The following is a 14,929-nucleotide window of genomic DNA, read 5'->3' on the forward strand; positions in this document are numbered from 1 at the left end:
CAGGTCTATGCCTGTGACTGACATTTATCGGCTCTTATGAACCTAAGAGACCTGACAGTGAGGATGTAGACTGCTGTAATTTTGCCAGTGCAGTTTCCATTGCTGCAAATTTCTTATAATAAGAATCTTCCATCGAAGTAATCTTATCTTCCCACTTCTTAATGGTGGTAGTATAATTGCTATACTCTTTTGCCATCTGCTTATCATTATAAACAGTCATTGCACTGCTCAGAGAATTAGAACGCATCTTGGTATCAATTTCATTGTATACACCAGTAACAAGCTGCTGCATGAATGCCGTAACTGTATCTGGGTCTTCCTCTATCATCTGTTTGAGCTTATTGGTCTTAGAGGAAACTGCAGAATCATCTGCATCACCGTCAATATGATAAGCATTTTCCTCATTCTCATCTGCATTGAGATATCCCAGGGTTGAAATACCAAAGCTGGAAAGGCTGTAACTCTTACCATTTACAGTATATCCCTTATACATCGCATTGGTCATGGAATTCAAAAGAGTTCCTAATGTATCATCACGACGAAGCAATGCACTCTTTACCTTCTTCTCCCATTCCTCTACTTCAGAATCTGTCATGGCATCTTTTTCTTCCGTTGTCAACGGCTCATATCCTTTGGCAGAATCTGCGTTATAAAGAGAAGTCATCTCATTAATCAGGGAATTATATTCTTTTAAGAAATCTTTTATTTTCTTGTATACACCGTCTACGTCATTCTTTACCGTCACATTAATCTCACTGCCCTCTGTTGAAGCCAGCGCCTCAATCTTCAGTCCGTTAATACTGAAGGAGTTAGAGGATGACGTATATTTTGCATTATTTACATAAATCTCTGCATCCTGGCCATCTACGCGGGTTGCATCCGTATTGTACTGTGTCTTGTCAGCTGCATTGGCAAGCTGTTCTACCGCATAGGAAATACGTGCCTCCAATGCCGCCTGATCTTCCCCGTTATCTAACAGGGCATATTTTTCAAGAACAGCCTTATTGTCACTGATAATCTGATTCTGGGCAGTAATACTGTCCTGCTCTTTCGTAATCTTATCATTGTATGCATTGGTAAGTTCTTCTATGGATGCATATTCTGAATCTGCTGCCCCCTTATAAGCATGCTGTACACTGGTAATGAAATCATTCATATCCGCTTTTTCATCAGCTGTCAGGGTGTCATCAGCTGCCTGGGCATCATACTTGTCTACTGCTGCCTTTGCCGCCGCAAATTCTGCAATGGTAACCTGTTTTACATCTTCTCCGGCATTTTCATCCTTCTTCTCAACAAGACCTGCTTTGGCTGCAAGGGCATTCAGGCGGTCTGTACCGGTTGCTTTTTTATCATCTGCGACTGTATCGTCTGCTACAATCAGCTTTCCTTCTGAATCTCTTTTAAAGTTTCCATCATCATCCAATTCATATGTTTTGGATAAATCAGCTTTGGACATAGCTGCCAGTTCATCCAAATCACGGATTTCTCCTGCATTATCAAGTCCTTATATGCATTCATCATGGTCTCATAGGAAGATGCATAATTTACCTTTGTTGTATAACCGGAAATCTTAGAGCGCGACTGTGTAATGCTGTTATTGGCTGCTGAGATTGCATCCTTGGAATTCTGCAGATCCGCAAGAATCTGCGCTATATCCTGTCCATCATACGCTGCCCATGACTTATAATTCTCTGTATTGCTCTTGGAAGCTACCCTCAAGCCCAGTGCCTTTAATGCTGTACTTCCATTGGCATCTACTCCTGACAGACTGAAATCATTGGCTGCTCCCGTGCCGGATGCTGCCACATAAATTCTCTGGTTGGTAGCATCATAAGAAGCCTTTACTCCTGCCTTATTTAATTTAGATACAAAATTACTTACGGTTGTATCTGCTGTCACTTCAATAGTGCTGGTCTTTCCGGCAGATGTCACTTCAATCTTTCCACCGGCAAAGCTGTCATCACCCAATAACTCGCTAAGCTTGGTTGCTCTGGTTGTAGAAGCTGCTAACTGGCCGCCGGTAAGATAACCGGACTTTGCCACCTGATTAATCTTTAAGCTGTAGCTTCCGTTTACAGCAGTACCCTCTGCACTGACACTTGCCTTAGTAGTATCCGACACCGACGCCATCTTGGTCTTATACGCAGAACTGTACTTTAAGCTTGTCATGTTACTGTAAAGACTCTTTACCTTTTTATTTAATGTCTTCCATGCATCCTGCTTCCAGGAAAGCTTGGTCTGTGCTTTTACATATGTATTTTTCTTTACATTATATGCAGATACGAGCTGTGTAACAATCGACTCGGTATCCATTCCTGACGCTAATCCTGATACTCGAATTGCCATCTTAAGTACCTCCTATCTCTTCTCGTCTACCATCAGCCCTGCCATCTCCCAGAGCTTCTGTATCATGTCAAGTGTCTTCTCCGGCGGATATTCTTTAATCACTTTCTTGCTCTCTTTATCCACAATCTTAATGGTAACACGATTGGTTCCTTCATGGATGCCAAAGATTGCTTCTGTATGAGCTTGGCTGCGATTGATGCTCTCCACCGCCTTCTTAACCTGTTCCGAGGAAGAGGCAGTTGCTTTTTCTTCTTCTGCTGGATTCTGACCCTGTGCTGCTGCATTTTCTAATACACTGGCATTTTCCTGCTGCATTTCATCTGCACTTGTCTGTAATCCTTCTGTTGTTACTGCGGAACTTTCTCTTATTGTTCCCTGAACCGGAGAACTTCCCTGATACACCGATCCACTGTTTCTGATTGATTCAATTGACATTGCTTACACCTCCATGTGCTTCTTGTCATTTCCGTTTACCATTGTTCTAACTTTTATATCGGTAGAACCCATAAATTTATTTAGCGGTTACAGTAAATTTTTCAAAGCTTCTAACCCATCGGCTTTAAGAGAAGCTTCATTTTCTTTCTGAATCTGTAAATATACTTCTTTCCGGTATACCGGCACATTCTTCGGTGCTGAGATGCCGATTTTAATCTGGTCTCCTCTGATTTCCAGTACTGTTATCTCAATATTGTTATTGACAACAAGGGATTCTCCCTTTTTTCTTGTTAATGCCAGCATCTTATTCACCTGCCTTCTTCTTTGCTTCTTCTAAAATTTCATAAATTCTGTATCTTACCGGCAGGTCATCCTCTACGATTATCTGACTCGCTTTTCTTGTGTCTGTATTAATTACAATCGGTGCTTTTAAGTTCACTGCAAGTTCTTTGATATTCTGCGGCACGGTAACTGTTACCAGTACATAAAGGTTATCCTCTTTTATGGTTCCAAGGTTCTTTAACAATTCCTCTTCCACACTTGGATTATATGTTTCACAAACGAACAGCGGATCCATTACCGGAAATGCTATCTCTGGCTCGTCCATGGACTGTAACCAGGAAATGGATGGTCTGCCCTCTTTTTCTTCATCGAAGATTAAGGTAAACTTCTTCATATCCGGAAATCCAATGATTCCGTCCTCAAATGTTATGATTTTGCTTTCGTCAATTTCTATTTCCCCAAACAATCTTGTTGCTGCTTTCATGCCAGTTTCTCCTTTCTTACAGATAATCCAGTAAAGTCTGTCTTTCTAATTTAGCGGCCGCCTGTAAAGATGCCTGATATGCAGTATAGGAAGAAGTATAGTCAATGATAATCTCTGATAAATCCTTATCCTCATTGTCTGATTTTAACGCCTCTACCGTCTGCTGCTGATTAGACATGCGGTTCTTTGTAATATCAAGCTGCTGTCCCTTGCTTCCCACATCCGTGATTGCAAGGTTTACATCTGACATATAGCCTTCGAATTTCGTCAATCCCCTGTTAAATACTGTCTGCAGCTGATGGTCTGCATAATCTGCCTGTTTCTGGGCAGCAGCCAGACAGCTTTCTAAATATTCCTGGTCGTCCTTTGAGGAATACTGGCTTAAGCCTTTCATTTCCTTAATGTTATCCACTACACTATGTGCGTCAATCGCTGACTGCACAATGGAAGTAAGATTATCTAAATCTCTTGCGATATCAGAATTGAACACTGTGCTTGCCTGTGTATTTACCACCAGTGTCTGATTCGATGCAATGGTATATTCAATATCCTGCCGGACTCTCTTTCCGTTTTCAAAATTAGTATATTGGATTGGATTAGCTGCATCTGTATTATTGGTACAGTCAAAATAATTCTCCGGTCGTAATTCTCCTTTGGAAAATCCGGTCTTATCATAATTTACAGAAACCGTTGCTCCGAATGATTTCAGATTTGATGCCAGCGTTTTTCCCATCAGGAATTCACCGGTGTCTTTATTAAATACGATGTCATTATCTGCTATTGCATAAGAAGACGCTTCTAAATCACTGGTGGTAACAGTGGTAACATTCAGCTCTTTCGTGGTCATCTGTCCGGTTGCTGTGTCTTTATAACTGTAACTGATTTTTCCACCAGTAATATCGGTAATATTATCATAGGAAAGGCGCAATCTGTGCAGTGTAGTATTCTCCGGTGTACCCGGTGCTGTCTTTGCAGCTATGTCTGCAGCTGTCGGGGTCTTAACATTTCCATAGGAATAATTATATTCTTCGATTTTATCTGCGGATAAATACTCGCTGATATTATAAGCCTCTTTGCTGTCTGCCTGGAATGTCAAGGTTGAATTCGTCTTATAACCGGTAAATACCGTTCTTCCCGCATAATCTGCATCACCTTCAGAATAAATCTGGTCACTTAAGGACTGTAACTGTTTTAAAATAGTCTTACGGTTTTCTTCCGTCAGCGTTCCATTGGCTCCTGCATCACACTGGGTGTGAATGGTAGTCAGCAGCTTTTTCATGTTAGTAAGAGAGGTTTCGGTAACATCTAACCATGCCTCTGCATCAGGAATATTTTTTTCATAATACTGATTAATCTGGCTTAAACTGCTGCGCAGCCGAAGTGCACGGATAGCAATAACCGGGTCATCGGATGGCCTGCTGATTTTCTTCTGTGATGTCATCTGATTATTCAATGTATTCACATTGGTCTTGTTTCCATTGATATTTATTTTGGTATTGCTCATGATCATGTTATTGGTTACTCTCATTCTAACAAACCTCCTTATACTCCGGTCTCTAAGATTAATCTGTCATACATCTCTGCCATAACAGAAACCATCTTGGATGCCAGATTGTATGCATTCTGGAATTTTACTAAGTCCAGTGCTTCTTCATCTTCATCTACACCGGATACCGACTGTCTCTGCATATCGATAGTCGACTCTATATTGGAATAATTCTTGCTGAAAAGCTCCGCTTCTTCTGTATCTACAGAAATATCCGAAAGCAGACACTGTAAGAAATCATCTGCCCCCGTTCCACGGTAAAGCTTGGTATCACTCTCTAATTTCTTCAAGCTATCCAACAATGTATATTTATCCACACCATCGGTGTACTCTGACCTGGTTACTGCTGCAAATCTTCCCGGGTCTGTTATGGACTCTGAATTTACAGCAAAGTTTAATGCTGTCAGCTGATAATAGGTATTGGAACCGGAGGATATCTGTGTATCTGTAAAATCATATTCTCCGCCTAAAGCTCTCTTTCCTACAAAGAAGCTTCCCATTTCTTTTCCATTTAAATCTACTGCCGGATCAGCTGCGTCTCCACGTTCAATATCATTAAATGCTTTGGTAAAGCTCCTTAAGAACTGGTTCATCTGGGACATATAGTACGGGATTCCCATGGCATCCACACTCTTTCCAATGCTGACACTTTCTCCTAAGAACTTGCTTCTCTGGGATGCATTTAACTCCTGTTTTAATGTAAAAGTATAACTTCCATCTGCATTCATGGTAAAATCGGAATAAAGGTAATCATTGTTTAATACGGTTATGATTCCCTGTTCTGCAATGGATAATTTCTCTACATCCGTCATAGATGGATTCTTTACGGTAATCTGTGTTACAGTTCTTCCATCTACCACAGTATTCTGGATACTTCCGGCTTCTGTTCCTATTTTACCGGTAAAGTTCTCTGCATTATTTCCATCCCTCATTTCAAACAAAGCTCTTAAGCTTCCACCCATGGATGCACTGGCTGCATTGAATTTTACTCCGGTATCTGACCAGGTCAGGTCGTATAATCCATCAATATCAGTCTGGTTAATCTTCTGCTCTCTCGCTTCATAAGAAAGGGTACGGTAATCGTATCCGTCCACCATGGTCTGTCCATTGATTTTCACGGTGTATTTATTAATTCCAAGATCCATATCCGGATAGTTACTGTTGGTAATCGGCACTTCTGATATTTCAACTGGAACAATTGCGGAAAGTTCATCCACCAAAAGTGCTCTCTTATCTCTCAGCTCATTGGCATGTCCACCATTGATTTCCACCTGATTAATCTGCTTATTAATCAATGCAATTTTCTCTGCAATGGAGTTTACATTATCTACAGTAGACTTAATCTCATTGTTTAAGGTTCCCTGTAATTCCTGAAGGTTCGTAGCAACTCCGTTAAAATAGGTAGCAAGACTCTGGGCGCTTCCGATAAACTGCTTTCTTACATTCTCATCAAAGTTCGTATGCTGTGTGGTATCCAGATTGTTAAACATGGTTTTTAACAATGTGGAAAAACCCTTTTCCGTATCATCATCTGTAAAATATGTCTGAATCTGTTCCATATAGTAAAGACGTTTCTGATACAATCCAAGGTTTCCATTATTATTCCAGTATTTCGTGTCATAATAGCTGTCCCGGAGCTGTGTGACAGAAACCGCATTTACTCCGGTTCCGGTGGTTCCGTATTTTGCATTGACACGCATTCCTTCACCGGCTTCTTTATTCGTTACCTGTTTACTGTAACCCTTGGTCTGTACATTGGATACGTTATTGGCAGCAGTATTTACAGATGCCTGAAATGCATTTAATGCAGATGCTGCTATATTTAATCCAAAAAATTGTGACGGCATATTCCCACCTCTTCTATATTACAATCCGTTAATTAATGTCTCTATCATGTCACTTACCACATTCATAAAGCGGCTGGCTGCATTGTAAGCATTCTGGAACTGAATCATACTGGTCAGTTCCTCGTCAGAAGAAACTCCGATTACCTGCTGACGCTTATTATCAACGGTATTTACCGTGTTATTCAGTGTCTCTGACATGGTATTGTAAACAGAACCTGCTGTTCCTGTTTCACCAATCATCTGTGCATAATATTCCATAAAGGTACATTTACTGGTAGCATTCGGATTCAAAGAAATCTCACTCTTCTTCCACATCTCTGTAAATGCGGTACCAAGCTGCTGCGCTACCTGTTTATTATTACTATCCTGTGTCAGATGCGGGATGTAAGATGGCTGGCTGATAATTTCATCATTTACCTTAAGGCTGGACAAGGTATACATTTTAGAAATATCTGTTGCACTTTCCTCATTGTATACATAGTATGTCCTGGTATTTCCAGCCGCATCCGTTACATTCACCTCTGTATAGCGATCCGTTCCTACCCTGGAAAACAACTCCTGTGGCGGAAGCTTTCCATCACTTCCTACTGCGCAGTTATCTGTATCTAAAACTTTCATTCCCTGTGTAATGGTAAACGCATTTCCATCTGCTGTTGTTCCGGTTAAATCTGTGCCGGCATATTTTACATTCGGACAGAAGATATCATTGATTGCTGTAACCAGTTTATGTACCAGCTGGTCTAATTCTGCTTCTGTAGAAAGCATTACAGACATTCCTGCACCATCATTATATTCCTGACGGGATTTTCCTTCTATATCACGGTAATCTGCCACATAATTTCCACGCTGCATTACCAGTGCCTTCAATTCTCCGATGTCAGTGTTATAAGCAGATGAAATATCTACATTAAAGTTAAATACATTGGCTGTCTGTCCACGATTCGTATCTGACATCTGCGGCCAGTATGGTGTAATATAACCGGTCTCGTCATCTACGCTTTTTCCCATCTCATATACCTGGGCACGATTTACGAAATCAACACCTTCTATTGAAACAAATACAGTTCCATCGTATTTCTCATCATAGTCGATATGAACCAGACCTGCCAGTTCGTCCAGTGCGTTATCCCGCTGGTCTCTTAATTCCATTGCAGTCTCGACTCCACCAGCCTCGATTTTTACAATGTTTTCGTTTAAATCATAGATTTTCTTTCCCAGTTCATTAATCCGGTCAATATCTTTGGAAATTTTTGTATTTAAATTATTCTGATAGTTCTGTAAACTTGTGTAAACGGCTTTCGCCCGGCTGATAAACAGACTCGATTTCTGCATTACAAGGTTCTGGTTTACCGAATCAGACGGATCTTTGGAGAACTCTTCAAATGCAGTATATAAAGACGAGATACTATCCTGGAATGCTTCTCCCTCCAACTCCTGAAAATAAGTATAAATTTCATTGGTTGCAGAGTAGCATGCGGAATAAAAAGACTGTCTTCCAGTCTCTGTACGATATGATTTATCTAAAAATATATCTCTTGAATGAATGACATCTGCAATACTTACACCAAGTCCGGACTGCTGATTACTGATTGCTGCATTTTTATCAAATGTATTGTAATGGCGGTCCGCCTGAATGACCTGCTGGCGCACATATCCGGTTGTGTCAACATTCGCAAGGTTATTTGCTGTCGTATTCAAGGCATTCTGGCTTGTCCGAAGTCCAGAAGAACCAATATATAAACTTCCCATTCCATTTGCCATGGTACTTTTCCTCCTGCCTACTGTTTCGTGTCAAAAGCGCTGCTTCCTAACAAATCTCCGGTATTGTATGCAGATTTGTTATAATTTGCCGTTTCCGGTGCCTGCCGCAGGCTCTTAAACAAGGTCAGGTCAAACTCCACCATCTCTAAGGACTGTTTGATCAGTGCCTGATTCTGTGTGTTTAGCTGTGCCATTTCCTTTAACGTCCTGTGAAGTTTATCCCGAAGTGAAATAAGGCGGCTTTGTTCTTTTGGCTGTGATTCCAGTATCTGTATCATGGTCTCAATGGTAAAATCATCCTTTGATTTACCCAGTACATCTGCCATATCCTGTAAGATGGTTCTGCGGCGCACTTCATATCCATGAAGCACATCTGTCATTTCCTGCTCCATTGCAGTAATTTCTTCCAATCTCTTTACATTTCCGGCAACCAGTACATCTGTCTTCTCTTTTGAAAGAACAATCAACTCCTGATATTGTTTATCTTCCTGCAGAAGTACATCTGCCAAATCCTCCATCAAACTAGCCACGGCTTATCCTCACTTCTTACTTCTTCATTTCGTTATATTTTGCCAGTAACATACTTGCAAAATCTCCGGAATCCACATCATATTTTCCTGACTGGACACTTGTTTTCAGTTCTGCTACTTTATCTTCCCTGATATCCGAAGCTTCTGCGACTGCCTGTTTTGCGATCTGGTAATCTCTTCCCAACCGGGAAATCTGCACTTCATCTCTGCCTGTGCTTACACCATATGGCTGCTGTACTTTACCAGTCTTACTTGTTTTATATATGGATGCGATCTGGTTATAAGCTTCTATACGCATAACGGCATCTCCTTTCTTCCTTGAAATGATTCGCATTTCTGCTGTCTAATCTATTTATCGGACGTTTCTTTGGAAAACTTAGTGCAATTTTAAGAAAATATTTTTTCCGTTGGTTTTTCCTCCTGTTACCGGTCTGTAGTGCCTGCCTGCAGCAACTTCTTGCGTAAAATAGCCCCGGCATCACTGACACCGGGGTTATCTCTTTTATTTTCATTCTTATATAATATCCTTAATGGATAAAATGTGACGTTTCATATTTTCAAAATACTGATTCATCATGCGATATGCATTTTCCATGCTGCAATAATGATTCTCTGCAAGATTAAGAAGCGCATCCTCCACCTGGTAAATTATCTTGTCATTGATATGGTACTGTAATGCTCCATTTTCTACCTGAAGATACTTTGTCTTAATCTCAGGCAGTCCCAATGTTGCATTAAGACTGCTTCCTCTTGCATCTTCTTCCAGTAATATGGAGAGGTTTCTTCTGGAAAGGTTATAGATATGAGCATGTACACGAAATCCGATATGTAAATCGCAGTCATCATATACTTTAAATTCTTCATCACTGCCTGATATATCCATAAAATGCACATTCAGTTCCTTCATAATCGGATCTATTCCAAGTCTTGCATCCGGGAAGCCTCTATGACAGACAAAATATATTTCACAGTTTCCAAAGAATCTTCTAACAAACTGGGTCAATTCTACTGCCAGACCCCAATTCGCCATGTTTCCGCAATCCGAAATACAGATTTTCCGGCAGGCTGTCAATCCCTTTCCGGTATAACGTGCAATTCCAATATGTTCCAAATCATACCATGCCGGACAACCTGTCATCACTATATTATCGTAACCATTGTTGCGCAATACATTCACGGTTGCAATATCCCTGCATCCCATCTTCAGACCTTTTTCCGTTGCTTTCTGAAACAGTGCCATCATAGGTTCTTCAAATTGATAACTATACTGGCTGACCACATCTGAATTGTGTTCCCACCATCCCATGCCAAGGAGCATAACTGGGATTTTAATTTTATTTAAATCATCTGTAACTGGTGCCATCCTTGGATAAAATCCATTACAATATCCAGGTCCACCGGCAAACACTAAAATATCGCAGGCATTTATTTCTGGAAGTTTTTCTTCCAGACTCTGATTTCGATAATATTCCACGATTTCACTGTCTGGATAAAAATATTTCAGTAATGAAATTGCCCGGTTCTTTATCAAAAAATCGCCGGCATTAATAATTGCTCCGTGTAATACAGCTATTTTCATCTCCGTCACCTCTCTTCTTTTATTTTACGTTTCCTTTTAATAGTATCTGTAACTTCTCACCGGATGGCTTGCAGTATACACGATTGACAGAATTAAAAGCAGTACACTGATTCCCGCCAGCACAATGGTTGCAATTGCAAGTCCTTTTTTCTTCGTCTGTAAGCCCTGGAATCCACACCAGAATTCCAGCACAATTATAATTGCTCCGTATGTAATACCAAAGAAGGATAACAGCAGTCCCACCAAGCTGATTACAAAACCTGCAATCGTCCAGTTCTCCCTTGTCTTTCTGGATTTCTCCACAAACTGATTGGCACTGTTCTGTGGCGGGATATACCCCTGCTGTGGTGGCATGCCCTGCTGCATCGGTGCTCCCTGCTGCATTGGCATTCCCTGCTGCATTGGCATTCCCTGCTGTGGTGCCATACCCATCATATCAATGCGATGCAGTTCTACAAACAGCGGTTCTAAATCATCCCGGAAAGATTTCTTTGGAATGGCACCCACAAAGCCTTCCAGCCCTCTTGGTTTCTCAAAAGTTCCCATATATGCCAGCACAATCACTTCTGTTCCATGAATGTAATATTCTATAGAACGTTTTCCCTTCATCCACGGGTCATTAAAGAAATAATAATTGGCATTTGGCTTTGGTATCTGTACATACTGGTTGGCTGCCAGATAATTCTGAATCACCTGGTTAATCACCGCCGGTGCCGCATGCACGTTAAATCTGTATTCTGTTTTTTCTTTGCTCATTTTTTCCTTCTCCTTTATATTATGTAAACCGCCTTTATTCCATCGGGCATCCCCGGCGTTCCGGTCCTTCCATGCCGCTTACATACCGGGCATTGAATTCCATATTAATCTCCCGGAGTTCCTTCTCTCCATCAATGTATGCCTGATACATTTCCACGATTCCGGCACTGCATCCATCGCAGGTTGCAGAAATATTTCCCAAGGATTCTGCAACAATTGCCTCACGTTCTTCTTTTGTTGTATCTTTGATTAAATATCCGCTCATCCTAATTCTCCCTCAGTATATATTTTTAAGTTTCTAATTAATTTCTCATTTTCCTCAAATTTACGAATTGCAAGACGAATATACTGTTTTCCATCTGCCACTTTTGCAGTCAGATCTTTGATTAAAAATCCTTTTTCAAACATTTGGACACACAGCTCCTCACTTGTTCCCTTTACCACCTCACACATTACATAATTTGCCTGTGTTGGAATAATACGAAGATATGATATTTGTGCCAGGTATTCTATCATCTGACTTCTAGCCTTTCTAAATTCAGTCAAGGCCTCCGCATAAGTCTTTTTATACTTATTAATGATCTGCATAAAGAACTCTCCATAGGAATTGATATTCCAAATTGGCAATTCTTTTCTCACTTTATTGAGTAAATTCATATCTGCCGAAGCCAGAATACCCAAGCGTATACCCGGAACACCATAAGACTTTGATATACTTTTTATCACATACAAATCAGGATATTTTTCCAGAATACTGTCTTCTATAAGAGTAACATTTTCTGATTCTGATATTTCTTCTGTTTCCACAAAATCAACGAAGCTTTCGTCTACTATCACCTTTATATTTTTCTTTTCTGACCACCTTATAATTTTTATCATTTCTTTTACCGGAATATAATTGCCCGATGGATTATCCGGATTAATCAATACCAAAATACTTATTTCCTTATCTTCAAAAAACTCCATCAGTTCTTCTGCGCCATAATGGAAATCTTTATTTTCCGGGTAATAAATCACTTTTTCGCCACTATATCTATTTGCATATTCCTGAAACGTTGGCATGATTATCCCCATTTTTCCATGCAGGATATCCAGCAAAGCTTTTATTAATTCTGCTGCTCCATTTCCCAACACAATATATTCATTTTTTACGCCAAATACATTTGCTGCTATAATGGAATCTACTTCTTGTCCAGACGGATACTGTGTAAGTAATTTTTCAAAACTAGATATCAATTCTATTTTCATTCTTTGGGGTGGAAAATACGGATTTACAAGATAACAGTAATCTATCAAATGAGGATATCTCCAAAATCCTCCATATCGGTACATTAATTTTCTGTAACGTGCTCTGGCATCTGTCTCAAACATGGATTCTGCGATATCTAAATCCTGCATATCATCTATTTCATACCACTTCTGCCCGGTCAGTCTCTTGACGCGAATTTCATTTGTATCCAGCATTGCAATTAATTTAATTACCGATTCATAATATTCATTTTCTCCCATTGCTTTCTCGTACGCTTCCAAAAAAGGCACATATACGTTCTCTGAAAATCCAGCGCTTAATTTATAAATATTTACCGTCTTGTAATACTTCTCCTTTTCGGCAAAATCGAAATATTTTCCGGGAATAAAGTCCAAAATTCTGTCATCTGCATCTATTACCATACAGCTTCCATCCATCCAGCTTTCAAATTTATCCACTAAAGCTAATGATTGTCTTTCATCCTCAAGTAACATATCTATGACTTTTTCTTCAAAAACAAGATCTGATTCCAGCAATATGGTATCTTCCTGGCACAAATATTTTTTTGCCAGAGACAATGAATATATATTATTTGTCTTTTCATAATCTGTATTCCAAACATACTCTATAGAAGTATCAATTTCTAATTCTGCAATAAAATCAATCAGCTTTTGACCTTCATAACCAACAACAATCACTATCCGGGAAAATTGTTTCTTATCCAATATTTTTAATGCACGTTCAATCATGGAACTCCATTTACTTTTACCATGCACTTGGTATTATTTTCAGTTAAATGTTTTAACCTTTTTCCCATTCCTGCTGCCAAAATCATTGCCTGCATGCTATTTCTCCTTGTTATCTATTCATAAATAATATGTTCCCGTATTCTTTCTATAAAAATATTTTCATATTCTCTTAATATAGCTTCATCTTCCACTTTTTCCCCATCCCGGTATAATCCATATACTTTATAATCTCTCAAATGGAATCTGCCCTCATTATCTGTAGCCTCAGAATTCACAAAATATATCTCATATTCTTTTGTATTTGCTACTGCAGTATATACATCTCCCGGATGCAGTGATTCTGTAATTGTATATTTTCTTTCTTTTCCTCCAAACGCTTTGGGTAATCGCCCATCAATTTTTGCATCACTCATTTCAATTCCAGCAAGTTTACACATGATTGGAACATAATCCGCTGTAGAAATCATTTCATCTGTTATCTGTTCTTTCACCCCGTCGCCCCGAAACATAAATGCCACTTTCGTTCTTTCCTTTGAGAGAAAATTTTTATCCGGTGATGCAAGATAACCCTGTCCATGATCGGCAAAAAGACTGATTACCATTTCATTTTCTTTATAATTGTTTTGAATGTATGAATATAAAAATCCAAACAGCATATCAAAATACTGTATCGTTTTCTTATACATCATACTCTTTTTCGGACTATACTTCTGTTTTACTGATGTAAGACCTTTATCATCTAATGAACGTTCCTCCAATGTCAGATTTTTCTGGACTGCCAAAGATAAATCCCAGCCATCTGCCACATCATGCAAATCTCCTACTGTCATCCACAGATACTGGTCTGTTTCTTTAAATGTTTCTAAATGCTCTATCACATTCATGATTTCCTGTTCTGCCCTTGCACCCATTGCCTGTATGTGGTAAACATACTGGTCTACACCTCTTGCAAAGCCATAGGAATAGATGCATCTCCAGTCACCATCCAGTTTGCAGGTATAATAGCCTGCTTTTTTCATATATTGTGATAAAGTCGGAACTGTTTTTGGCAATTCACCATCTATTTCCCCATGAAACATCATATGGTGCAATGTATTCAATCCACTTTCATAAGTTGCCAGGCTTGGGAAAGTCCATTCTGAACAACTAAATGCATTTGTACATATTGTACCTTTTTTAAAAATCGATAAGTATTGGGCATTAATTTTTCAAAATCAGGACCATTAATCACTTCCTGTGCCAATCCATCCACAAAAAAACTTAAAACTAGTTTTCTTCTCTTTGGATTATGTCCTAATGGTATAGGCACTTCCTGTGCCAATCCATCCACAAAAAAACTTAAAACTAGTTTTCTTCTCTTTGGAT

16 protein-coding genes are annotated in these 14,929 nt (G+C 39.5%); all 16 read right to left on the reverse strand.

Going from position 1 to position 14,929, the window contains the following annotated elements:
• Positions 1-34 precede the first annotated feature (34 nt).
• The 16 genes from fliD (DW059_RS02250) to DW059_RS02325 all read right to left on the reverse strand — a co-directional run bounded on the left by fliD (DW059_RS02250) (position 35) and on the right by DW059_RS02325 (position 14,885).
• The gene (gene fliD, locus DW059_RS02250) at positions 35-1,474 is read right to left on the reverse strand and encodes a flagellar filament capping protein FliD (protein ID WP_147326019.1); all 1,440 of its coding nucleotides are present in this window, start codon (positions 1,472-1,474) and stop codon (positions 35-37) included.
• The gene (gene fliD / locus DW059_RS02255) at positions 1,378-2,346 is read right to left on the reverse strand and encodes a flagellar filament capping protein FliD (protein WP_117697328.1); all 969 of its coding nucleotides are present in this window, start codon (positions 2,344-2,346) and stop codon (positions 1,378-1,380) included. Before fliD (DW059_RS02255) ends, fliD (DW059_RS02250) begins: the two co-directional genes overlap by 97 nt.
• 12 nt (positions 2,347-2,358) lie before the next feature.
• Positions 2,359-2,781: a flagellar protein FlaG gene (locus DW059_RS02260; protein WP_022242365.1), complete on the reverse strand. Its 423-nt coding sequence runs from the start codon at positions 2,779-2,781 to the stop codon at positions 2,359-2,361.
• Positions 2,782-2,868: 87 nt separating this feature from the next.
• Entirely contained in the window at positions 2,869-3,084 is a 216-nt protein-coding gene (gene csrA, locus DW059_RS02265; RefSeq protein WP_022242364.1) for a carbon storage regulator CsrA, read from the reverse strand.
• A 1-nt stretch (position 3,085) separates the two neighbouring features.
• Complete coding sequence (gene fliW, locus DW059_RS02270) at positions 3,086-3,547, reverse strand: flagellar assembly protein FliW (protein ID WP_022242363.1); 462 nt, start codon at positions 3,545-3,547, stop codon at positions 3,086-3,088.
• 16 nt (positions 3,548-3,563) lie between these two features.
• On the reverse strand, positions 3,564-5,075 hold the full coding sequence (locus DW059_RS02275) for a flagellin N-terminal helical domain-containing protein (protein ID WP_117697330.1): 1,512 nt from the start codon (positions 5,073-5,075) through the stop codon (positions 3,564-3,566).
• Between the two features lie 14 nt (positions 5,076-5,089).
• Positions 5,090-6,940 (reverse strand): flagellar hook-associated protein FlgK, encoded by a 1,851-nt coding sequence (gene flgK, locus DW059_RS02280; protein ID WP_117697332.1) that lies wholly within the window; start codon positions 6,938-6,940, stop codon positions 5,090-5,092.
• Positions 6,941-6,958: 18 nt separating this feature from the next.
• Entirely contained in the window at positions 6,959-8,701 is a 1,743-nt protein-coding gene (gene flgK / locus DW059_RS02285; RefSeq protein WP_117697334.1) for a flagellar hook-associated protein FlgK, read from the reverse strand.
• A 17-nt stretch (positions 8,702-8,718) separates the two neighbouring features.
• On the reverse strand, positions 8,719-9,231 hold the full coding sequence (locus DW059_RS02290; protein ID WP_022242359.1) for a flagellar protein FlgN: 513 nt from the start codon (positions 9,229-9,231) through the stop codon (positions 8,719-8,721).
• A gap of 16 nt (positions 9,232-9,247) precedes the next feature.
• Positions 9,248-9,529: a flagellar biosynthesis anti-sigma factor FlgM gene (flgM, locus tag DW059_RS02295; protein WP_022242358.1), complete on the reverse strand. Its 282-nt coding sequence runs from the start codon at positions 9,527-9,529 to the stop codon at positions 9,248-9,250.
• Between the two features lie 216 nt (positions 9,530-9,745).
• A complete protein-coding gene (locus DW059_RS02300) occupies positions 9,746-10,810 on the reverse strand; it encodes a polysaccharide pyruvyl transferase family protein (RefSeq protein WP_117697338.1) in 1,065 nt (354 codons plus the stop codon).
• Between the two features lie 36 nt (positions 10,811-10,846).
• Positions 10,847-11,566: a DUF4190 domain-containing protein gene (locus tag DW059_RS02305; RefSeq protein ID WP_117697340.1), complete on the reverse strand. Its 720-nt coding sequence runs from the start codon at positions 11,564-11,566 to the stop codon at positions 10,847-10,849.
• A 34-nt stretch (positions 11,567-11,600) separates the two neighbouring features.
• On the reverse strand, positions 11,601-11,831 hold the full coding sequence (locus tag DW059_RS02310) for a hypothetical protein (protein WP_022244117.1): 231 nt from the start codon (positions 11,829-11,831) through the stop codon (positions 11,601-11,603).
• Positions 11,828-13,564 (reverse strand): aminotransferase class I/II-fold pyridoxal phosphate-dependent enzyme, encoded by a 1,737-nt coding sequence (locus DW059_RS02315; protein WP_330408220.1) that lies wholly within the window; start codon positions 13,562-13,564, stop codon positions 11,828-11,830. Before DW059_RS02315 ends, DW059_RS02310 begins: the two co-directional genes overlap by 4 nt.
• Before the next feature lie 113 nt (positions 13,565-13,677).
• Positions 13,678-14,769, reverse strand: a complete 1,092-nt coding sequence (locus tag DW059_RS02320; RefSeq protein WP_117697342.1) for a sulfatase-like hydrolase/transferase — start codon at positions 14,767-14,769, stop codon at positions 13,678-13,680.
• The gene (locus DW059_RS02325) at positions 14,661-14,885 is read right to left on the reverse strand and encodes a hypothetical protein (protein WP_147326020.1); all 225 of its coding nucleotides are present in this window, start codon (positions 14,883-14,885) and stop codon (positions 14,661-14,663) included. Before DW059_RS02325 ends, DW059_RS02320 begins: the two co-directional genes overlap by 109 nt.
• Positions 14,886-14,929 lie beyond the last annotated feature (44 nt).

Source organism: Roseburia sp. AF42-8, assembly GCF_003435965.1.
Classification (GTDB): domain Bacteria; phylum Bacillota; class Clostridia; order Lachnospirales; family Lachnospiraceae; genus Roseburia_C; species Roseburia_C amylophila.

Coding starts and splice junctions, on each gene's coding strand:
- fliD (WP_117697328.1), bottom strand. CDS start 2,346: ATGGCAATTCGAGTATCAGGATTAGCGTCAGGAATGGATACCGAGTCG.
- fliW (WP_022242363.1), bottom strand. CDS start 3,547: ATGAAAGCAGCAACAAGATTGTTTGGGGAAATAGAAATTGACGAAAGC.
- flgK (WP_117697334.1), bottom strand. CDS start 8,701: ATGGCAAATGGAATGGGAAGTTTATATATTGGTTCTTCTGGACTTCGG.
- DW059_RS02310 (WP_022244117.1), bottom strand. CDS start 11,831: ATGAGCGGATATTTAATCAAAGATACAACAAAAGAAGAACGTGAGGCA.
- DW059_RS02305 (WP_117697340.1), bottom strand. CDS start 11,566: ATGAGCAAAGAAAAAACAGAATACAGATTTAACGTGCATGCGGCACCG.
- DW059_RS02260 (WP_022242365.1), bottom strand. CDS start 2,781: ATGTCAATTGAATCAATCAGAAACAGTGGATCGGTGTATCAGGGAAGT.
- csrA (WP_022242364.1), bottom strand. CDS start 3,084: ATGCTGGCATTAACAAGAAAAAAGGGAGAATCCCTTGTTGTCAATAAC.
- flgK (WP_117697332.1), bottom strand. CDS start 6,940: ATGCCGTCACAATTTTTTGGATTAAATATAGCAGCATCTGCATTAAAT.
- DW059_RS02275 (WP_117697330.1), bottom strand. CDS start 5,075: ATGAGAGTAACCAATAACATGATCATGAGCAATACCAAAATAAATATC.
- DW059_RS02300 (WP_117697338.1), bottom strand. CDS start 10,810: ATGAAAATAGCTGTATTACACGGAGCAATTATTAATGCCGGCGATTTT.
- DW059_RS02315 (WP_330408220.1), bottom strand. CDS start 13,564: ATGATTGAACGTGCATTAAAAATATTGGATAAGAAACAATTTTCCCGG.
- flgM (WP_022242358.1), bottom strand. CDS start 9,529: ATGCGTATAGAAGCTTATAACCAGATCGCATCCATATATAAAACAAGT.